General features: G+C 38.7%; 20 protein-coding genes and 1 pseudogene. 14 read left to right on the forward strand and 7 right to left on the reverse strand.

The window, feature by feature from the left end; all coding sequences use genetic code 11:
- The first annotated feature begins 331 nt into the window (after window positions 1-331).
- Entirely contained in the window at window positions 332-553 is a 222-nt protein-coding gene (locus tag ACZ5AE_RS07290; RefSeq protein WP_464570847.1) for a hypothetical protein, read from the forward strand.
- On the opposite strand, the gene ACZ5AE_RS07295 is transcribed toward ACZ5AE_RS07290, so the two are convergent.
- Together ACZ5AE_RS07295 and ACZ5AE_RS07300 are read right to left on the reverse strand one after the other, a co-directional pair.
- Window positions 525-707 carry a hypothetical protein gene (locus ACZ5AE_RS07295; protein WP_464570849.1) on the reverse strand — a complete coding sequence of 61 codons (183 nt, stop codon included), beginning with the start codon at window positions 705-707 and terminating at the stop codon, window positions 525-527. The two genes, ACZ5AE_RS07290 and ACZ5AE_RS07295, sit on opposite strands and share 29 nt — an antisense overlap.
- Window positions 708-759: 52 nt before the next feature.
- The gene (locus ACZ5AE_RS07300; RefSeq protein ID WP_464570851.1) at window positions 760-1,872 is read right to left on the reverse strand and encodes a hypothetical protein; all 1,113 of its coding nucleotides are present in this window, start codon (window positions 1,870-1,872) and stop codon (window positions 760-762) included.
- A gap of 192 nt (window positions 1,873-2,064) precedes the next feature.
- Between ACZ5AE_RS07300 and ACZ5AE_RS07305 the strand changes: the two are divergent.
- From ACZ5AE_RS07305 to ACZ5AE_RS07360, 12 genes and pseudogenes are all read left to right on the forward strand, one after another.
- Window positions 2,065-2,712 (forward strand): annotated as a pseudogene (locus ACZ5AE_RS07305) (SpoVR family protein); the annotation flags it as partial.
- A gap of 122 nt (window positions 2,713-2,834) precedes the next feature.
- Window positions 2,835-3,590 (forward strand): GTP cyclohydrolase II, encoded by a 756-nt coding sequence (locus tag ACZ5AE_RS07310; RefSeq protein ID WP_464570853.1) that lies wholly within the window; start codon window positions 2,835-2,837, stop codon window positions 3,588-3,590.
- Window positions 3,583-4,677, forward strand: coding sequence for a bifunctional diaminohydroxyphosphoribosylaminopyrimidine deaminase/5-amino-6-(5-phosphoribosylamino)uracil reductase RibD (ribD, locus tag ACZ5AE_RS07315; protein WP_464570855.1), 1,095 nt, complete (start codon window positions 3,583-3,585; stop codon window positions 4,675-4,677). Before ACZ5AE_RS07310 ends, ribD begins: the two co-directional genes overlap by 8 nt.
- Before the next feature lie 183 nt (window positions 4,678-4,860).
- Entirely contained in the window at window positions 4,861-6,036 is a 1,176-nt protein-coding gene (locus ACZ5AE_RS07320) for a hypothetical protein (RefSeq protein ID WP_464570857.1), read from the forward strand.
- A 97-nt stretch (window positions 6,037-6,133) separates the two neighbouring features.
- Entirely contained in the window at window positions 6,134-7,087 is a 954-nt protein-coding gene (locus ACZ5AE_RS07325) for an NAD-dependent epimerase/dehydratase family protein (RefSeq protein WP_464570859.1), read from the forward strand.
- A complete protein-coding gene (locus tag ACZ5AE_RS07330; protein WP_464570861.1) occupies window positions 7,071-8,003 on the forward strand; it encodes a lysylphosphatidylglycerol synthase transmembrane domain-containing protein in 933 nt (310 codons plus the stop codon). The genes ACZ5AE_RS07325 and ACZ5AE_RS07330 overlap by 17 nt, the downstream gene beginning before the upstream one ends.
- Before the next feature lie 2 nt (window positions 8,004-8,005).
- The gene (locus tag ACZ5AE_RS07335) at window positions 8,006-9,499 is read left to right on the forward strand and encodes an alkaline phosphatase family protein (protein ID WP_464570863.1); all 1,494 of its coding nucleotides are present in this window, start codon (window positions 8,006-8,008) and stop codon (window positions 9,497-9,499) included.
- Complete coding sequence (locus ACZ5AE_RS07340; protein WP_464570865.1) at window positions 9,459-10,220, forward strand: glycosyltransferase family 2 protein; 762 nt, start codon at window positions 9,459-9,461, stop codon at window positions 10,218-10,220. Before ACZ5AE_RS07335 ends, ACZ5AE_RS07340 begins: the two co-directional genes overlap by 41 nt.
- A gap of 100 nt (window positions 10,221-10,320) precedes the next feature.
- The gene (locus ACZ5AE_RS07345; protein WP_464570867.1) at window positions 10,321-11,076 is read left to right on the forward strand and encodes a hypothetical protein; all 756 of its coding nucleotides are present in this window, start codon (window positions 10,321-10,323) and stop codon (window positions 11,074-11,076) included.
- A gap of 37 nt (window positions 11,077-11,113) precedes the next feature.
- Window positions 11,114-12,037, forward strand: coding sequence for an FTR1 family iron permease (locus tag ACZ5AE_RS07350; protein WP_464570869.1), 924 nt, complete (start codon window positions 11,114-11,116; stop codon window positions 12,035-12,037).
- Window positions 12,038-12,105: 68 nt separating this feature from the next.
- Window positions 12,106-13,575: a hypothetical protein gene (locus tag ACZ5AE_RS07355; RefSeq protein ID WP_464570871.1), complete on the forward strand. Its 1,470-nt coding sequence runs from the start codon at window positions 12,106-12,108 to the stop codon at window positions 13,573-13,575.
- A 26-nt stretch (window positions 13,576-13,601) separates the two neighbouring features.
- Window positions 13,602-14,936 carry a UDP-glucose dehydrogenase family protein gene (locus ACZ5AE_RS07360; protein WP_464570873.1) on the forward strand — a complete coding sequence of 445 codons (1,335 nt, stop codon included), beginning with the start codon at window positions 13,602-13,604 and terminating at the stop codon, window positions 14,934-14,936.
- Window positions 14,937-14,974: 38 nt separating this feature from the next.
- Here ACZ5AE_RS07360 and ald read toward each other — a convergent pair whose 3' ends face one another.
- Entirely contained in the window at window positions 14,975-16,108 is a 1,134-nt protein-coding gene (ald, locus tag ACZ5AE_RS07365; RefSeq protein WP_464570875.1) for an alanine dehydrogenase, read from the reverse strand.
- 126 nt (window positions 16,109-16,234) lie between these two features.
- Window positions 16,235-17,473, reverse strand: a complete 1,239-nt coding sequence (locus ACZ5AE_RS07370; protein ID WP_464570877.1) for a PucR family transcriptional regulator — start codon at window positions 17,471-17,473, stop codon at window positions 16,235-16,237.
- A 138-nt stretch (window positions 17,474-17,611) separates the two neighbouring features.
- On the opposite strand from ACZ5AE_RS07370, the gene ACZ5AE_RS07375 reads away from it, so the two are divergent.
- Window positions 17,612-18,430 carry a 5'-nucleotidase, lipoprotein e(P4) family gene (locus tag ACZ5AE_RS07375; RefSeq protein WP_464570879.1) on the forward strand — a complete coding sequence of 273 codons (819 nt, stop codon included), beginning with the start codon at window positions 17,612-17,614 and terminating at the stop codon, window positions 18,428-18,430.
- Between the two features lie 117 nt (window positions 18,431-18,547).
- On the opposite strand, the gene ACZ5AE_RS07380 is transcribed toward ACZ5AE_RS07375, so the two are convergent.
- The 3 genes from ACZ5AE_RS07380 to ACZ5AE_RS07390 form a co-directional block, all read right to left on the reverse strand.
- Window positions 18,548-18,916 (reverse strand): cytochrome-c oxidase, encoded by a 369-nt coding sequence (locus tag ACZ5AE_RS07380; RefSeq protein ID WP_464570881.1) that lies wholly within the window; start codon window positions 18,914-18,916, stop codon window positions 18,548-18,550.
- A 147-nt stretch (window positions 18,917-19,063) separates the two neighbouring features.
- Window positions 19,064-20,320 carry a DUF445 domain-containing protein gene (locus ACZ5AE_RS07385; RefSeq protein ID WP_464570883.1) on the reverse strand — a complete coding sequence of 419 codons (1,257 nt, stop codon included), beginning with the start codon at window positions 20,318-20,320 and terminating at the stop codon, window positions 19,064-19,066.
- Window positions 20,321-20,450: 130 nt separating this feature from the next.
- Complete coding sequence (locus ACZ5AE_RS07390) at window positions 20,451-21,020, reverse strand: DUF3939 domain-containing protein (RefSeq protein WP_464570885.1); 570 nt, start codon at window positions 21,018-21,020, stop codon at window positions 20,451-20,453.
- Between the last annotated feature and the right edge of the window lie 49 nt (window positions 21,021-21,069).

The raw sequence follows: 21,069 nt of genomic DNA on the forward strand, positions 1-21,069 counted from the left end.
TGCATTACTGGATTTCTTTGTTCTGTTTTTTGCATTCCTTTAAGCATTGTTTCAATGTTCAGCAATGAAAATTTAGCTAAAAGGATATTTGCTTTAATTGGGAATTTCACTGCCTATAGTCTAATTGTTTATGCTCTAATTATGGAGTTTTTCGACGAATTCCTCCGAGCTGCACATTATAATAGGGGAGAACAAGCTTGCGATTTAAATCTAAAAATGGCTTCTTAGTCTTTTCTCACCAAAATGTATTAATTTCAAGGATTTCAAATATAAATTATGAATAAAAGGAATAGAAATAAAGGTGAATAGCCTATGGGAGGAGTGAAGTATTTTGAGAATTAGTCAAATATACAAACAGTTTTTAAACGGTTATCAATTCAATGATTTATCTAAAATAAATTCTAAAATGATGGAATTCAGAGAACCAAGTGAATTCATCGGTAACAACGAAACACTACAAGCAATAGTTGAAAAGTATTACTTTAATAAAAACAAAAAAAAACCTTCAAATGTAATAGAAGGTTTTAATAAACACGTTGTTTTAAAGCGTTAAACACTTTTTTTACGCTCGCATCATCTCGAGTTAAATTAGCCTTAAAGGGTCTTATTACGGACTCTTTATTTTTTAAGCCTTTTCCGACTTCTAAATTTTTTCTGGCGCGTTTTATCACATTATCAATGTTTAAAGTATCCGGAACTTTTTTCATATTTGATCGCTCCTTTTATAATATTATACATTAATTCTTTATAAAGGACAATTTACTCAATAGGGTTCTCCGAATTTGATATTTGACTTGATAAAACATCAATTGTCATTGCCTGAGTAATCAAATCAACCAAGGAATCAAAATTATTAACAATCGATTGAATTGTATGTTTGTCAAATAAATCAAATTGGTAAGAATAACTGTGCAGGTGAATGAAATAAGCTTCGTTTTCAACCTTGGATTCATCAAAGTTGAACTCAATATAAAGAATCAAACGATTTTCAATAAACGGGTTTGGTGTATTTTTAGTTTTTGGAATTTTTTCTTGTTTAGACGAGAGGACCATATTTAATATTTGAGGATTGTAATTTTGATCATTGTTGTACTCAATTACTTCGTAATCAAAGCGACTATCTAAATTCTCCTCATAATATTTTTTGTATTCCTGTAGTAAAAAATTCATCAAGCCCATATAATCAACGGATTGACTTTTAACAAAACTAAACGCTTTCCCTTTTACATCACTTGTTGTTAAATTGTATAGGAATGAGGTCACAACAAGATGGATTTCGTTTGATTGTAGAACCGCAATTTCTGTTGGATTAACTTCAATTTCTAAATTACCAAGTTTAAATCTTTTTAACTTTTGTGATGCTATTGGAATTAAAAGGAAGAACAAAATCCAAATTAGCAATAAAAATAGTCCTCTAAAAATTATTTGATTGAATTCCGACGTTATAATTGGCTTGATTAACAAATCACTCCAACTTTCGCTCTTATTACTTTCCAATTTATTTTTATTAGAGGCTTGATTCGATTTATTTGTTTTATCGGTCATTTGTTCATTACCTTGGTTAGGTGTTTTAGCGCTATTTATCAGAAAAAGCTTTGAAGGGTCTTCTTTATAGTTATTTAATCCAAGTAATGCAAGACCAATCCCCATCCATATGCAAATTGAAATAATACCAAAGGCATAAAAATGAGATATAAATTTTGTTCTTAAATATTTCTTTATAGACATATTTCCTCCAAGGTCTTGTATAGTAGAGGTCCGACTGCAGCATTTCTGAATTTTTGAAATGAAAGACCTAGGATTTTTTCCTAGGTCTTTTCCAAATTTGTAATGTGATATAAATCGCCATAAAACAAGCTCAATGGTTTTCACATAATACATAAATCACAGAAACATTCTAACCAAAAATTTAAGATTTTATAACGACACAAAATCCTTAGGAACAACTCAAGGGGCTTTTTACACTTTTTCTAACCTTTTCGAGCACTGATTGCCGGGTTTCATCAACAGATAAATTGAATCCATATATTCCAGCAAAGGTTAAAAGCCTCAAGAAACCATTTAACACCTTTGCGAAACGAAGGCTGGGCCTCTTTCTGGCATCAAAGGATATTAAGGGAAATGAATCTGACAAGCGGAGAATCCATTGAGTTTGCCAAATTAAATGCCGGGGTTGTTCAGCCGTCGAAAACGGGAATTAACCCTTATTATCTTGGTCTGAAAATTTTCGAAGACATCGAGGAAAGATATAATAATCCGTCTGAGGAAATGAAAAGACGAGGTGTTGAGCCAAATTCAGGACGTGAGAAAATCTTTGAAGTCAGGGAAATTGAATCGGATATTTCCTTCTTACGGAATTATTTAACCAAGGATTTAGTCTTTAGGGAAGATATGTATCTTTTCCAAAAGCAAGGCCGCGATTATAAGATTGTTGATAAAGAATGGGAGCATGTCCGTGATCAATTGGTAAATATGCGGGTAAATGGCGGATTTCCATATATCACTGTGAATGATGGCGATTATATGAAAAATGGGGAGCTGTATTTAAAGCATTGGTTTGAGGGTGTAGAACTTGATGTCAAATATCTTGAGAAGGTTCTGCCATATGTTCATCAGCTTTGGGGCAGGCCTGTCCATATGGAAACTACCATTGAAGACAGGGCCATGTTGTTTTCCTATGATGGTAAAGGAGTTCACCGCAAGTACTTATAAATATGCACGTATTAACAAACATGATATCATGTTAGAGGCTGAAAAGTTCAGTCTCTTTTTTATTTGTGTTATAAATGAAAATACATACCTTTACCCAAACTAATCTTAAGGGGGATTGAATAATGAAAGATACCAAATTGGATTCTAAAGTGCTTGATGTGCTTGAAGATAAAATTCAATTAATCAAGACAGAAGAAGGTGCCATCTATTTAGTTGGCCCGATTCGCCTTCCTGTAAATTTATACGGTGAAACCGTTATATTTAAGTGGTATTGCTGGCTGAATTGCCATGAGGTAACCGAGGATTTTGAACGGATCATTGATAAATTGTCTTCGGTTAACTTAGCCGAGTTCCAACAATCAAGCGTTCTCGTTTATGGCGACTTCACTTACGGCGAGGATGCCATTATGCGAATGCATTCGATTTGTCACACAGGCGATATTTTTGGCAGTAAAAGATGCGACTGCGGCTTTCAATTGAAACGGTCCATGAAAATGATTGTCGAACATGGGACAGGCGCCTTGTTTTATTTGGCCAATCATGAAGGGCGTGGAATTGGCTTATTTAGCAAGGCAATGGCCTATATCCTTCAAGAAAACAATTATGACACCGTCGAAGCGAATCATGCACTTGGGTTTGTGGATGATGCCAGAAATTATAGCGATGCCATACAGGTACTTAAAGCATTGCGCTCTAAACCGGTAACCTTGATTACAAACAATCCAAAAAAGTTAGATGCATTAAAAGACGCTGGGCTGCCTGTTTCCGGGAGGAAACCGTTATGGGGAGATGTATCCGAATACAATGAGAAATACCTGCAAACAAAGATTAACCGTTCAGGCCATTTAAAGGACGAGGGGACCTGCCCTAATGACTAACCATGAATTTTATATGGACCTGGCATTAAAAAACGCACAGGCTATGAAGGGACAGACAGACCCGAATCCATTAGTGGGAGCGGTGATTGTTAATGATAACCGGGTGGTTGGAATCGGCGCCCACTTGAAGGCCGGTGAACCGCACGCCGAGATTCACGCCTTAAGGATGGCAGGTGAGAAAGCCAAGGGCGGGACCATTTATGTAACCCTTGAACCATGTTCTCACTACGGAAGAACAGGCCCTTGTGCTGTTGCCTTAGTGGAAGCAGGGATTAAAAAGGTAGTAATCGCAACCCTCGACCCGAACCCGGTGGTAGCGGGAAATGGCGTTAAAATCCTTGAAGATGCTGGAATTGAGGTAATGATTGGAGTTCGGGAAGCGGAATCCAACCGAATGAATGAGGTATTTAATAAGTTTATCGTTCAAAAAACGCCATTTGTGACAATGAAAGCTGGATCCACCCTGGATGGGAAAATTGCCACTCATACCTCTGACAGCAAATGGATTACTTCAGAGGAAGCCAGACACGATGTTCATCAACTGCGAAATGAACATATGGCCATTCTTGTTGGAATCAATACTGTCATAAAGGATAATCCGGAATTGACTGCACGCATTCCGAACGGACGCAATCCGCTCCGAGTTATTTTGGATTCTACCTTAAAAATTCCACTGGATGCTAAGGTGGTTACAGACAACCTTGCGCCGACCTGGATTTTTACCGGTGAACAATATGATCAGGAAAAACGCAATAGATTGGAGGATTTGGGAATCAAAGTCTTTCAAACAAATGGGTCAAATCGTGTATGTCCTGAAGAGGTTGTCCGTATTTTGGGTGAAAATCTAATTTCTTCGGTGTTTATTGAAGGGGGAGGGGCTGTTCATGCATCTTTCCTTGAAAAAAAGCTGATCGATAAGGTGGTGCTATATTTTGCCCCTAAACTAATTGGCGGTACTAATGCACCAACCTTCCTTGAAGGGACCGGTATAGAAAAAATGCGTGATGCTGTTGAATTAACAGACAGTTCTTTTACACCAATGGGAAAAGATTTTAAATTCATTGGTTATCCAAAATATAAATTTTAAAAAAAGTTGACTGCCTTAATAGTTCATTAGGGCAGTCTTTTTATCTAATAATCGTGTATATTTTGTGAAAACTAAAAAATGGACATTGACATTGAGAATCATTCTCCCTATAATCAGTTATGTGAATGATAATCATTATCAAATAAATGGTTTACATAAAAAATTAATTGGGGGAGTTACAACATGTCACTAAAATTAAAACTTATTACATCGCTTGCGGCCATTTCACTTATTCTTGGTGCATGTGGAAAAGCGGAAGAGACAGAAAACAAGCCGAAGGTTGAAAATAAAGAAAAGCCGGCAGAAAAGAAAGAAGCCGCAGAAAAAGAAGAAGTAAAATATGCAGATGTTTATAAAGAAGCTATTGCTGAGCTTGATAAAGCCAAAGAAGGCAAAGAGGTAGATTTTGCTAAAGTAACAGATTTGTATAATGCAAACTTACAAGAATTAGTTAAGAAACGTGATGCTGAATTCGAAGATACTCTGGACGAAAAAATAACAGCCGCTTTAGCTGCAGGTAAAGATGGGTCCATGGACAAAGTGGTTGTAAGGCAAATTTTTGATAAATTAATGCAAAAGGTATTCTATACGACAATCAAACATGAGTTCACAGAGGTTGGTGAAAACTGGGGCAAAACCGAAGAAGTAAATAAAGAGGTTGAAGAAGCAAAAGAATTCTATGCCATCATCAAATCAACTGTTGAAAAGCGCGATGCTGCCTATGGAACAAATATGGTAAGCGCCATTGATGGCGGCTTTAGCGAAGTTGAAAATGGTATTAAGAATAATGACCAACTGGCAGTTAACTTAGGTAAGCAAGTAATCGATAAAACATTAATGAAGACGTTCTATCTTGCAACCGGTGCGCTTCCAAACGGCTATGCAACAAAGGCAGCGGCTGAAGCACAAAAGGACGCTGCTCTTGCAAAGGTTGAACAGGCTGAAGGATGGGCTTTCTTCCAATCGATATATACTTACTTAAACAAGCATGCTGCTGATGAAACTGCCTTTATTGAAAAACAATTTAATCTTGAAACAGATGCCAAAACCATTGATCCTGCGGCTGTTAATAAAGCATTTATTCGTGGTTTTGCGAAAATTGCCATTGATGAATACAAAGAAAGTAAAGAAACGATTGGTGAAGATAAAGGTGTTATTACCGGGTTAGAGGGAGCTTTATTTATCGATTTGATTGGTGAAGATATTAAAGCGCTTATTGGCGAAGCAGAGTATAATTCCTTAACTGATAAAGCGAGAGAATATGTTGAAACAGCAAAAGCGAAAGATAAGGATGCAGGTGTTGCCCAGGTAGATGAACTTATCGCTTCTCTGAACACGATCGTAGAAAAGGCGAAATAATCTTCAGGAAAAACCTTGATGAAAGACGCAAGGTTTTTCCTTTTGTTTCCACTTATGAGAAAATGGGCATATTACTGTGTTGTAGAGGTGTTTTTACTTGAAAATAATTGTCACTGGCGGGGCTGGATTTATTGGTTCCCACCTTTCAAGCAGGTTGATAAAAGAAGGGCACCAAGTGCTTATCATTGATGAGTTACACCCGTATTACTCCGTTGAAAGGAAAAAGCGGCAACTTGAAATGATTAATCGTGCCGGGGAATTTTCCTTTTATCAGAAGAGCCTGATTCATCATGAGGGGGAAGTAAGGGAGCTTTTTCATTTTTTTAAGCCTGATACTGTCATTCATCTTGCTGCCATTCCGGGAGTCCCAAACTCGATTTTGGTTCCCAATGAATATGTAGATTATGACATCAAGGCAACTATTAACGTATTAAGATTTGCTGGCGAAGCAGGTGCCAAGCAGTTTATATTCGCTTCGTCATCGTCGGTCTACGGAGACCAGCAAAACATTCCGCTAAAAGAGGAAATGGCTAATGGACAGGTAGTTTCCCCGTATGCAGCGGCTAAGTACGGCGCAGAGGCATTTTGTCATGCCTACTCGACCATTTATGATTATCAGGTATCGATTCTGCGATTTTTTACGGTTTATGGACCATGGGGACGTCCCGATATGGCGATCACGAAATTTATTAAACAGTTGATGGCTGACCAGGAAATTATCGTATTTGGCAGTAAAACAGCCAGGGACTATACATATATTGATGATTGCGTTTCTGGAATCATGAGTGCGTTTCAGCAAAAAGATCAATACGGTATTTTTAATATCGGATCAGGCAGCCCAATCCTGATTGAAGAGTTAATCGAGCAGCTGCGTGGTTTTTTTCCCGGAATGAGGGTCAAACATGCTGGATTTCGTCAGGGCGATGTTCAATCAACATGGGCAGATATTTCGAAGGCTAAGGGCGAGCTTGGCTTTTACCCGTCTATGTCATTTACGGATGGACTAAGCAGAACAATTGAATGGGCAAAGGCGCATGCAAAAGAGATTTAAATACATAGCAGGGGTCATTCTTTTTGGCATCTTTATTTATTTGTCCATCCGCTATTTTCATTTTGGAGAATTTTTAAAAGAAACGAAACGGTTCTTTTGGGAGAGCCCCTATCTGATTATTGGGGTGACGATTTGCTATAGTTTATCGTTTATACTCAGGGCTGAAGCTTGGAAATTGTATTTTGGGAATAGAGTCAGGTTTTATAGTTGCCTCGAGGGAGTGCTCTTAAGCCTATTCGTTAACCATATTACCCCCATCAAGCTTGGCGATGTCGTGAGGATAGGCGTTTTGTCTTTAAGAGAAAAACAGGTGAGCCCGGGGGAATCCCTTCAATCTGTGGTTATACTTCGGTTTATCGATATGGCCATGCTCTTGTTCTTTTCTTTTATTGGCTTGATTGTTTTTGCAAAGGCGTTTGTTTTCCGGTATTCAATTTTGGTAATTGTCATTTTAGCGATTGCTTGTCTGGTAGGAGGCATCCTGTTGTGGAGTTTTCTTCCCACATTTGTTCACAAGCAAATTCAATTAGTTAAAACCAATTTATCAGGAAGGAATGCCTTGCTTATTTTTCTTATGATTGCCTTGAGCTGGGCATTAGAAGGGGTTGTCATATGGGGCGTTACTGCTTCCATGGGCAGTGGTCTTTCGATTTATAAGGCTATTTGGGTTAACTCTATTACCGTTGGCGGACAAATTTTTCAAATCACACCTGGTGGCATCTCAACATATGAATCTGTCATGACGGCAGCTTTAACAACATTTCATTTTTCTGTTAAAGACGGCTATATGGCGGCCATTGTCAGTCACAGCTATAAATTTGTCTTTTCTTATTTGGCTGGAATGCTTCTGCTCCTCCATTCCCCTGTCTCAAAAATTAATCAAATTAAAGAAATCCTAGCAAGGAGAGGATTATAAGAATGAAAAAAGCATCATCTTTTGAAAAAGCAGCAGCAAGATGCTGGAATCTTTTAAACGAAGGGAAGCCCTTTACACCAATCTTTACAGTTGGGACAATGGCGATTTACTCAGTTACAAACCTCGGAAATTCCGGCTTTCTAGCCGATTTTTTGCTAGGCTTGTTAGCCATTTTGCCGTTGCTAGTTATTTATTACGTTTTTGATTTCCCGTTATTTTTAAGAAATTATTTATGGATTCCGCTAGTTGCCTATCTTATTATTTGGAACAATGTGAATCTAGGATTACTGTTTACGGCAGTAGGATTATATTTCTTCTTTACCGTCTTTTTTTGGGGCACCTTTTATTATCATTTACGAATTGGTACCTCATGGCTTAATTTTACTCGCTTTTGGAAGCTAGTCTTGAAGAACAGCGATTCTACCAGTGGCAATGCTCAGGAACAGCTGCCAAAGTTTCTTTTGTTATTATCACTATGGAATTTTTCGATTTCGGAACATACATGGTCAGTGGCTGAAATCGGACAGCTTATCCTGTTTTATGTAGGAGTCCTTCTTTTTTCATGGATTCTTCACAAAAATCTTTTTGATTGGAAACCAAAGGTTATTCCAACCTACACCTCTAATGTTGTGGCAACAACAAGGGCAATTAATCAAAAAGTTATTGTGATGGTCATTGACGGGATGAGAAAGGAACGGTTTGAGGAAGCGAATACGCCGTTTCTTGATTTTTTAAGGAAAAATGGAACAGAGTATGCCCGGATGGAAACGGTCTACCCTGCTCGAACCGTTGTTTGTTTTTCGTCTATGTTTACCGGAACCTATCCATTTGAACATGGGATTAAATCAAATATGGTGTGGAAGCTGGGAATTAAAGTTGAAAGTGTTTTTGATAGTTTAAGAAAGGTTAGTAAAAAGGGATCTCTTTTGGCAGTGGCCCATCTGGTTGATTCGTTTGGCAGTGATGTTGATACCTTCACGGCGGTCATGCATAACGATGTTGTCGATCGAAAAATTATCGAGAGGGCAAAGTTGATTATGGAGGAAAAAAATCCTGATTTGCAAATAGTCCAGTTAATCAGTACCGACCAAACCGGCCACAGCCGGGGAGTATTATACGAGGAATATATTCAAAAGATTGAGGAAGCCGATGCGCTAGTCAAGGAGTATTTTGATTGGCTGAAGGAAAAAGGAATGCTGAAAAATTACACGTTCATCGTTTGTGCGGATCATGGCCAGGCGGATGGCATTGGCGGTCACGGTCACCTCGATGAAGGTGAACGGTTCGTACCATTTTTCATGTACGGTCAGGCGATTGAGAGTGGAAAGGTTGTCGAAGAAAAGCATAGTCTTGTTTCCCTTGCTTCAACCATTTCCTATTTATTAGGGGCGCCGTTTCCAAATAAAGCCCGTGGGCCAGTATTAAACGAAGCAATTAGGAAGGAAGTATTAATAAATGATGCAGCAAAAGGTGATCGTATTTCTTCCAGCTCATAATGAGGAAGAGTCAATTGCGGCGGTTATTAAAAAGATACCTAGAGATTTTAATCCACGTGTGCAAGTAGAAGTTTTAGTTGTCAATGACGGCTCCAGTGATCAAACGGTTGAACAATCTCTAAGGGCTGGAGCAGATCATATCTATACATTTGAAAAGAATCAAGGATTAGGGGCAGCTGTTCGAAAAGGATTGGAGCTTTGTGTAGAGAAAAAGGCGGATATCGGTGTCATGATTGATGCGGATAATGAGTATCCTGCTGAGCAGATTCCTGAATTAATTGAGCCCATCCTAACTGGAACTAGCGACTATGTTATGGGGTCACGGTTCATGGGAACAATTAAGGGGATGAAGTGGAACCGGAGACTTGGAAATTATTGTTTTACGCTGCTTCAAGCACTCTTACTTCGGAAATGGATCTATGATGGTCAATCCGGCATGCGGGCTTTCTCTAGACAGGCAATGCTGGAGGCTGAAATCATTCATGATTATAACTATGCCCAAGTGCTTACATTAAATTTAATAAGGAAAGGATTTCGAATGAAAGAAATTCCGATTCATTATCAGGTTCGAAAAGCAGGAGAATCATTTATTAAGTTTAGGGCCTATATGACCTCAGTCCTGCCGGCCATTATCAAAGAGATGACAAGACCTGTTAGAAAGAGAAGGGTTTATCTTGAACAAGGCAGTGTTTTTCCGTTAATGAATAATAAGAAGGATTAATAAGTATTATAAATATGTTATTTATGTGAATTTCTAATTTTGTGGATTGACAGCGAGGATGATAATCATTATCATTATCAATGGAGGAGGAAATTTTTTAATGAAGAAATTTTCAGTATTGTTTTTCATTACTTTTTTAATCATGAATGCCCTTTCCATTCACGGGGTGGAAGCTTATTCCTACGGTGACCCCAACGAAGAGAAGGTTGCTGAAGTATACAAACAAATGCTTGTAAAGCTTGATGAGAATCCTCCAAACTATACAGCTGCCAAAAAGTCTTATGAATCTGTTCAAGAAGAAATTGATATGCACATGGGGCCTGAGCCCTCAAAGCTTATTCTGAAAAACTTGGCTGATGAAGATAAACAGGCGCTAACCGATAATATGGAAAAGCTTCTTGTCTTAAATATCGCGAGACGCCTTGATAATATTGAAAGTAATTTTTCAGAGTATGAGACTACGAAAAGACTCCTTGCTAAAGGATTTGCTACATATGAAGCATTATCACCAAAGGTTGAAGCTGAGCATCCGGAAAACGATAAGAAAATCCGAGCGGATTTTGATGAGGCACTTCAAGCATTGGGGAACCCTGGTTTGTTTGGGGTAGGGAAAAAGGAAGCTAGTCTGGATTCCTTTAAGCAAAATAAAGATGAGATTTTGGATACTTTAAAAACAGAATTTAAAATAAAAAGCCTTGATGTAGGACATTTTTCTGAGAGTGCGACAGAATCTAATGCCGGTGGCAAAAAGGATTGGACAGATGTTTCGAATATTCGAAATTGGATTCCGCTGGTCTTAATTGCTGCAGTGATTATTGCAGTTGTCATATTTGTTGTCAGAAGAAGAAGAAAATAAAAACGAAAAGACACCTTTGGAGAGAGGAGAGTCGGCTGTGGAAATTCAAGCGCTGCTGATTACATTTCGGGAAGTTTTAGAGGCATTGCTCATTGTCGGGATTATTACGACCTATTTAAAAAGAGTAAACCAAAAGCAATACACAAAATATGTCTGGTTGGGAGCAGGCCTTGCCGTCCTGGCGAGCTTTGGGGCGGCTCTGTTATTCCAGGTCGTGTTTACTGGATTTGCGGCAATGGGAAGCGAGATGTATCTTAAAATCGGGATTATGCTAGTTTCAACCGTCCTCCTCACGCAAATGGTGTTTTGGATGGCCAGTCATGCTCGTGATTTAAAAGGGAACATGGAAGGGAAAATGAGTAAGTTTATTACCACTGGCAACGTTGTTGGCATGGTCATCCATTCCTTTCTCGTCGTCCTTCGTGAAGGAATTGAAACAGTATTTTTCTTTGCTGCGATTACCGGCGGTAATATTGGCGCTGCAATGCAGGGCTGGGGTGCAATAACCGGGGTGATCATCGCCGCAATTGTCTCGTATTTCTTCTTTAAAGGAACAATGAAAATTCCATTAAGCACTTTCTTTAAACTAACTGGTGCATTTATTATTTTAATTTCCGCAGGGTTATTGGTACAGGCGATTTCGATGATGCAGGATTTAAACATTATCGGCAGTGTCATTCCACATGTATATGACCTTACTTGGTTTTTACCTGAGCATCCGATTGATTATAGCCATTACCTCCGTGATCATGGTACTGCGCCGCTCCTTTCTGGGGATATTGGCATCTTTTTAAAGGCATTATTCGGCTATTCATCGATGCCTTCGATTGAAGAGGTACTTGCCTATATTGGTTATTTTGTCGTTATTTTATTGCTTACTTCCTCAAAAAATGTTCCGGCAAAAGCAAAAAAGGAAGAAAAAACCCAATCAGCCAAGCTGCTTAAACCACAGGCAAAATAGTTCAGCGAAACTCAGAAGTACAAGGCGGGCGCCTTGTACTTTTTCTCTTACCAAAAGCAGGTGATTATATGAAGTTAGCAGGATTCAATCGTGGATTTCTAATTGCAATAAGCATGGTAACGATCATCATTGTGATTGCCTCCCAGCTTTATTTTTTAAATCCATTCGCCTCAACATGGGATCAGGTTGATTTTTCCCTGGCAGTGATTCGTTTTGATTTAATGGCTATGCAGCCACATTTTCCAGGATATCCCTTCTTTATAATGGGGGGGAAAATCCTTTATCCTTTTTTAGAGAATCCAGCAGAGGCCCTGACCATGTTTAATATTCTGGCTTATGCAAGCTCGCTTTTTCCGATTTATCGGCTATTTCGAAAATTACTACCTGTCCACTTTTCATGGCTGGCAACTGCCATCATTTTTTCGCAAACCTATATTGTGATCATGGTCAATCAACCGATGTCTGAAGGGGCAGCGCTTGCTGTATTTTGGTGGTATGTTTGGAGTATTTCTCTAGCTATGGAAAGAAACAATTCCTCATTTATACTATTGCCATTAGGCATTTTAAGTATCATGCTAGGTATCCGTCTTTCCTATCTGCCCTTTGCATTGGTCATCTGTTTTTTGTTTTATTGGAAATGGAAAAATGGGAATCTAACATTAAAAGAGGCAAGTTATTATGCCCTATTTGGGCTTGTCTTTCAAGCCTGCTGGGGTGTCGCTCTGATTATCTCAGAAGGAAGCCTTATAGGTTTTATTAAGCTTTCTTTAGCCTTTACAAGTGGACATTTCACAGATTGGGGCGGAGCAGTCGAAACATCTGAAATTAGTTTATTGAAGAGATTATCGATATTTTTATGGGATAATATTTTTTGGACAGGTATTGCCGCAAAAGAGTACATAATTGCTGTTATTTATCTTAGCTTGTTTATAAAGTTAGGAGTTAGCAGGATACCCAAAAAAGAGCATGAGGCAAGAAAGCCTTTTGTGAATGTAATTTATCTGTTGTTTTTCAGTTATTTTTTTTGGGCACTACTGGCACAAAATATTGAGAAACCCAGACACATTCTCCCGCTTGCGGTACTGCTTATTTTCTATCTGTGTATTCAGCTTTTCGCAAAAAGGATTCCCTGGTTCATCATTGTCTTAGCCGTTATTTTGCTTGGATTTCAAACAGTAAAAAGTGTTAAGTTATTAAAAGCGGAAGCGGCTGAACTGCCTGCCGTTTATCAAATGAACGCGTATATTGAAAAAATGAATGAACCGATTATTCTTTACACATGGGAGGAAACAAGGGTATTGGAGTATTTACATGCACCGTACACCCACAAAAGGATTAACACGTACCAATTATTTCAAATGGAAACAAAATACTATCAAGGAAGAACGGTGCTGCTGACGGACAAAGTAGTAAAAGGGTTTGTTTCACAGGGGGGTTCGGTTAAGGGGAAAATAAAAAAGCTAAAGAGCTTCAAGTCTCAAGAGCTTTATGACCCAGTTTATAATGAAATAACCTTATATAAATGGATCGACCATTAATTGATGTAATAGAAAGGACTTAAGCATTGAAAAAAGTTGCAATCGCAGGAACAGGATATGCTGGGCTGGTCACAGGGGTTTGTTTAGCAGAAGTTGGTCATTCGGTCATTTGTGTTGATAAAGAATCGGCTAAAATTGAAATCCTCAAAAAAGGAAAATCAACGATTTATGAACCTTGCTTGGAAGAGATGCTAAAGAGAAATTTGGAGGCGGGCAGGATTTCATTTACGGACAGTTCTACTGAGGGCTATAAGGATGCAGAAATAATTATCATTACTGTGGGAACGCCGAAAACAATAGATGGATTGTTAGATTTACAATATATTAACCAAGTCTCAATCGAAATCGGCCAATCCATTGTTCGTCCCAATGTCATTATTGTAACGAAAAGTACCGTGCCTGCAGGAACTAGTGAAAAGATTAAGGAATGGATCAAGTTAACTATTCCCCAAAAACTCAATTTCCATATTGCGGCCAACCCGGAGTTTCTTCGTCAAGGTTCAGCTATTTACGATATGTTTCATGGGGACAGGATTATTATCGGTTCGGAGAGTGAGTATGCCTTAAATTGCTTAGAGGATTTATATAAGCCATTTGGCATTCCGATTATGAAAACAGATACAAGCAGTGCCGAATTAATTAAGGTTGCTGCAAATGCATTTTTGGCCTTGAAAATTAGTTATGTGAACTCCCTGTCCAATTACTGCGAACAAATCGGAGGGAATATTGAAGATGTTGCAGTGGGAATGGGGATGGACAATCGGATTGGGATGTCGTTTTTAAATGCCGGCATCGGTTTTGGCGGTTCATGTCTTCCGAAAGATACCGAGGCACTAGTTAATATGACCAAAAAAGCAGGAGAGCCAAACAAACTGCTGGAGGAAGCATTACAAATTAATCGAAGGCAGGAATTACGACTATTTCAAAAGGCACAGACCAGATTTCCTAATTTAAAAGGGAAGAGAGCTGCGATATTAGGACTTGCCTTTAAACCTGATACAGATGATGTCCGTGAGAGTGCTGCAATCAAGCTGGCTAGGCAGTTGGTGAAGAAGGAGGCATCTGTCATTGCCTTTGATCCTGTGTCAACAGAGAATGCCAAATTGGAATTAGGGGAGCTCATCTCCTATACAAATTCACTAAATGAGGCACTTAAGGGGGCTGATTTGGCTTTGATCGTAACGGATTGGGAGGAAATTAAAACGATTAACTTAACCACTTTTTCTGAACTCATGAAACAGCCGGTTGTTTTTGATGGGAGAAATTGCTTTCAGCTTGATATCATTGAAAAATATCCAATCGAATATCACTCTATTGGCAGACCCAGTGTATATGGAAAAGTGAAAAAGGAAATCCCGTAAGTTTAAATGGGATTTCCTTTTTGTAATCAGGCGAATGATTAATTAGAAGAAAGTTCCTTTTCCAATGCAATTTCAACTGGTACATAAGCATATCCCAAATCGTGGGCAACTGCTTCGTAAGTGATTTCTCCGTTTGCTACATTTACGCCAAGTTTCAATGCTGGGTTTTCCGAAATCGCTTTACAAACGCCATCATCCGCAATTTGAAGGGCATAAGGAACCGTAACATTCGTTAAGGCAATTGTAGAGGTTCTAGGGACCGCGCCTGGCATATTGGCAACAGAGTAGTGAATAACTCCATGCTTCTCAAAGGTTGGGTTATCATGGGTGGTTACGTGATCAATTGTTTCGACGATGCCGCCTTGGTCAATTGCCACATCAACAATAACTGACCCCGGCTTCATTGCTTTAACCATTTCTTCTTTGACAAGCCTAGGCGCTTTTGCACCTGGAATTAACACTGCCCCAATTAACAGATCAGCTTCAGCAACAGCTTCAGCAATATTATATGGATTGGACATTAATGTTTTTATTTGATTTCCGAAAATATCATCAAGCTGGCGAAGGCGGTCAGCACTTAAATCAATAATCGTTACGTCAGCACCTAAGCCGATGGCCATTTTAGCGGCATTTGTTCCAACAACACCGCCGCCAATGATGGTTACTTTTCCACGGTTCACTCCCGGTACACCAGCAAGAAGAATGCCTTGGCCGCCGTTATTTTTTTGCAGGAATGCTGCCCCGATTTGTGCAGCCATTCGGCCTGCCACTTCACTCATCGGCGTAAGCAATGGAAGTGTTCTGTTTACAGATACAGTTTCATAGGCAATAGCAATGACTCCTTTGTCTTTAAGGGCTTGTGCCAAAGCAGGCTCAGCAGCAAGGTGCAGATAAGTGAATAAAATCAGCCCTTGCCTAAAGTATTGGTATTCACTTGCAAGCGGCTCTTTTACCTTCATAATCATATCTGCTTTTGTCCAAACTTGTGCTGCGCTATTGATAATTTCAGCCCCGGCTTTTTCATATGCTTCATTACTGAAACCGCTTCCAATTCCTGCGTCCTTTTCAATTAATACTGTGTGACCAGCATTAATAAATGAAATAACACCTGCTGGAGTAAGTGCTACTCGATTCTCATTGTTCTTGATTTCTTTTGGTACCCCGATAATCATATAATAAATTCCTCCCTAACTTTCATTCAGAAATCCTATGGATAAAGTATAAAAGGATTGGGGAAGAATTTCATTGTCAGGAAAGAAAAATAATTAACTATCATTTTGGGGATTTGCACAAAAAGTTTAAATCCCCTTGTATTTCATTAGCTTTAAGTCAAGGTAGAGCATCATTTTTTGATTAGGATCTTTAAAATTAATGTCGCCAATTTCGGAAATTCGCTTTAGTCGATAAGCCAAAGTGTTGGAGTGTACATTCAAATCCTTAGCTGCATCGTTTATATTGTCATCAAAATTTAAGAAGCTTTCCAATGTCTCGACAAGATTGCTGTTATGTTTTTGATCATATTCGTGAAGCTTTTTTAAGGAATAGTTCTCGTATTCTTCATTTCTTCTTTTTTCGAAAAGCAAATCAACTAACTGATAAATCCCCAGCTTTTGATAGTTAATGATGTTTTTTGTTTCCTTAGGGAATTTGCTTTTTACAGTTAATACTGCATTTGCCTCGTCGTAAGCCTTGCTGATTTTTGAATAATCCTCATAAATGCCGCTGCAGGCGGGGGTAATCTCTTTAATTCCGAATCGGTCATCCAATTTGGCGGCAAACATTTTCGCAAAATGATCTAGTTCTGGGATCGGGTTTTCAAAATAATCAGCTGCGGTCAGTAAGATAAGCTGGTTGCAATCAATGGCATAAAGCAAAATTTTGACCCGCTGAGTCGTTTTTAATAAATAGGAAATAGCCTGCTCTTCTTTGTTTGTAATGTTGTGCGGCAGTTTATAAACCTGTACGGCAAAGAATTTAGCGGGTGTTATTTGTAAAGAATGGAAGTGCTCCATAATTTCCCTAGAAGAGTTCAAATGCCGGGTTAACAGTTTCCAAAAGAATTCCTGGGTACGCTCTTCCTTTTTATTTTTTCTTGTCTGAAGCTGCAGGAGTTTGTTTTTGACTGCGTCCGCAGCATTTTTTAATAAGATAAAATCCTCGTTTGTCAAAGACCGATCAGTTTCAAGGGCCCAAATGAATCCTAATACTTCATCCTGCTTCCAGATCGAAATCGCAACCCGATGACCAAGGCCGATATCCTCCATATTTTCTACCCGAATTGGTTCCTGGGTTTTAAGAAGGGCAGGAATCGTTCCTTCTTTCCATAATTGATTAATAACCTTCTCAGGTACTCTGCGGCCAATGATGGTGGAAATTCTAGCCGGATCCGTTCGCTCGTCATGGGTGCTATAGGCAAGCAGACGATGGTTCGCATCTTCAATTGTAATCGGGCATTTAAGCACCTGACTTATCAAATCAGCAAACTCATCTAAACTATCAAAGGGAGCCTTAAAAGGGTCATATCGATTACCTTCCAATTTGTTGACCTCCATTTATCTATAGAAACCTTTTCTGTTACATGATGCTCTTTGTTTTATTTTACAAAATTACAAGATAAGGTTGAATGCTTTATTTTGTCACATACTAAAAATATATGCTTAAAGGAGGAATGAACGATGCGGAAACTGACCATGTTATTTGCCGCAGTTTTGTATTTATTGATTTTCCCAAATACACTTGGATTGGCGCAGAATGAAAAAAGTCCGCATGAAAGCCTATATGAGCAGAATACCATGTCAGTCCTATGGTTTCAAAAGTCTGGTGAGGCCAAAGCATTATATTATCAGGGATACTACCTAGGAAGACTAAGACTTGATGAAATTCTAACCAATAAGGAAAGAGGGAATGGGTTAAAACCTGCTATTGTGCTTGATATTGACGAAACGGTACTGGACAACAGTCCATATCATGCCTGGATGGTTCAGAATGGAAAAGGTGACCCGATTGATTGGGGGGATTGGTTTAACAGGGCGGAAGCAAAGCCGCTGCCAGGTGCGCTGGATTTCCTAAAGTATGCTGATTCACGGGGAGTGGAGATTTTCTATATTTCTAACCGGAAGAAAGCACAAAAGGAAGCAACAATCAAAAATTTACATATGGTCGGTGCTCCGAAAGCGGATGAGCAGCATGTTTTATTACAGCAGGAAAAAGAAATTGGCAAGGAAAAACGGAGGGAACAGGTGGCGAAAGATTACGATATTGTCCTGTTATTTGGGGATAATCTCGGCGATTTTAAAGGATTTGATCAATTATCCGCAGTAGATAGGATGAAGTCAGTTGATAAACTAAATGCCGAGTTCGGCAAAAAGTTTATCGTCTTTCCGAATCCAATGTATGGGGATTGGGAAGGGGCCATCTACGATTATGATTTGAAGAAACCTCCTGCAGAATATATGAAAATAAGAAAAGACAGCCTTCAAAGCTTTCAACCATAATTTTTATTTAAAAAGCGCTGCGGAAAAAAAGCGCAGCGCTTTATATTGAAATTGTAAAAGGAATGTCGAAATATAAATACAGGAATTTAGTTGTTTAAAATGTTTTATGACAACATATTAGTTTGCTTTTACATTCTTAAGGATATTGATGGCAAAAAGGATAATACCGAGTACCATTAATGTACCGCCAGCAGCAACACCTGGACCGGCAGACTCATTACCTGAAACTAGCAGTGCCAGTGAGATCATCATGACTGGAAGGGCAATATTATGAAGCCAGAAGTGAACTTTTGCCATTGTGGTTTCCGCGGCTTGAGGAAAGGCAACATAAATAAGACCGGCAAGCGTCATCGCTGTCCATCCTAATAAATTAATATGGACATGAACTGGAGTAAAATTAAAGTTTTCCGTCATCGACATGTACATTCCGAGGCAAACTCCAATGACAAAGTAGCAAACAGAAACTTTAATAAATTTAACACCCATACTCTTATCTACCTCCCTTAAAAATAATGACTATAGTACTAAATATGTAGGACTGTTTCAATGTAGAACTATCATTTCTAGGAAGTGAACGGATTTTTTCTGATACTAAAGTAATAAAAATAAAGCACCCAGAAAGGTGCTTTAGATTTAAAACAACGCTTTTATTCCAACTAGTGCCAGCCCGATGAGAAAACCACACAATGCTCCATTGACACGGATCCATTGCAAGTCTTTTCCTACATTGGTTTCAATCATGTAGATGAGCGTTTTATTATCCAGCTTTTCAAGATTTTCTTTGACCAGTTGTCCGACTTTGGAATGGTTTTTATCAACAAACCCGGCTATTTGCATTTTAATCCAAGCTTCAAGCTGCCCCATCTTTACCTGATCTGAACCGAATTCACTTAGTCCATCCTTTATGAAAGGAAGAAGATATTCATCATAGAAAGCAGGGTCTTCAACAAAGTCCAGTGCTTTAGCTTGAGCATTCGCCAGGAATTCGTTGATTTTTTCTTCAGGTTCCCATTTAACTATCAATTGGGATTTAAGTCGTTCCAATTCTTCATACATTTTTTCATCACTTTTCAGGCTTTCAAGTTTCTGGTGGATGTGAATCAATAGGGTTTGCCTGTTTTGGTTATAGGGGTCACGAAAGCTATCGACACCCTTTATGATTAGATTCTGGATGATATTGCCGAGCTTTTCCTCATTCACGAGATTGCTAAATGATCGGATCGCAAACTGCATAATGCCGTCGGCTGGAATATTTTCAATCATGTCCACGGCAATTCCGCCGAGCCGATATTTAGTGCTATCTTTTTTGGCCCAAACATCAATTTCCTTCAAAACCAAATCAAGTGCCTTTTCATCATATTTCCGGACTGTAACCTGGTCAATAAGGAGGGGGAGGTATTGCTTTGTATCTATGTTATTCAGCTGTGATTTTAGCTCCTTTTCAATGACCGGGGCAACTTTTTGCAGGTTTACCATCTTAATTAAATGTTTTATAACCTTTATGCTATTCTTTTTTAGATTATCGCCATGTATTTGCTCATTGACGAGAGAAAAAATTTTCTCAGTGAACTGGAAATCGTTTATTTTCTGCTGGATACTTTCTTTCGTCAGCCAATCATTTTCCAGCATCGAGATAATTTTTGCGATAATTTTACTGCGATTTTTTGGCAAAAGTGCAGTATGCGGGATTGGCAGCCCTAGAGGATGGCGAAAAAGGGCCGTCACTGCAAACCAATCGGCTAGTCCCCCTACCAGCCCAGCTTCAAAACCGCCTTGGAGAACAGTTCTCCAAATGGATGGCGGCATTGGAATTGTAGCGAGAAATCCGGCTGCCATAATAATTAATGAAATGGTGGCCAGATGTCGTGTATTTGTTTTCTTATTAACCATTATTTTACCCCTCATTTTTTCATAAAGATAAAGTCATAATGCTATTATCTCAATATTGTAGAAAAAAAAGCAAAAAAAACCCATCAAAAAATCCTATTCTTGTTAAGAAAGAAAAAAACCTTCTCGCAGGTTATGAGGAGGTTTTTTTCGAGGGCTTTTTGTGGGTAATCAACCCGTCTAAATCAGTAATATAGAATTGTATTTCTGGAGCTGATTTTAAATATTTGTCCTGGATTAGCTGATAATAGTTTACCCTGCGCTCCGGGTCAAACGGCAGCATCGGATATTCATTGTGCTCCTTGACATATAGGTCGACTGCTTTTTGAACTATATCCATTTCCTTCGGGATATGTTTTTCGTGTTCTTCGAATATGTCATAAGTTTCCTTCGACATATAGTATTTTCTTTCAGGAATCCCGCCAAGAAGATGGGAAAGCTGTTTAAAATCGATGCTGTTATCCTCTTTAACAAGTATAGTTCGATATACCCCTTTAGGTAAGCTGTTTGAAAATTCACGTACGGTATTTCTTATATCCTCTAACGTTGCATCAATAATCGGATATTGTCCTTCCTCCGCTCTACCATTGACTGGAACCTTTTGTTCCTTCTCTTCCTTTTTACGGCCAATATGTTTTAAGAATAAATATATTGCGGCTGCGACTATTCCAATACCTAAGATCGTGTAAATTAATATGTCCATGTCCCCCTTATTTTATCTGGTTGTATTATAATATCTTTCAAAATTTGAT

The organism is Neobacillus sp. S1227 (assembly GCF_055385255.1).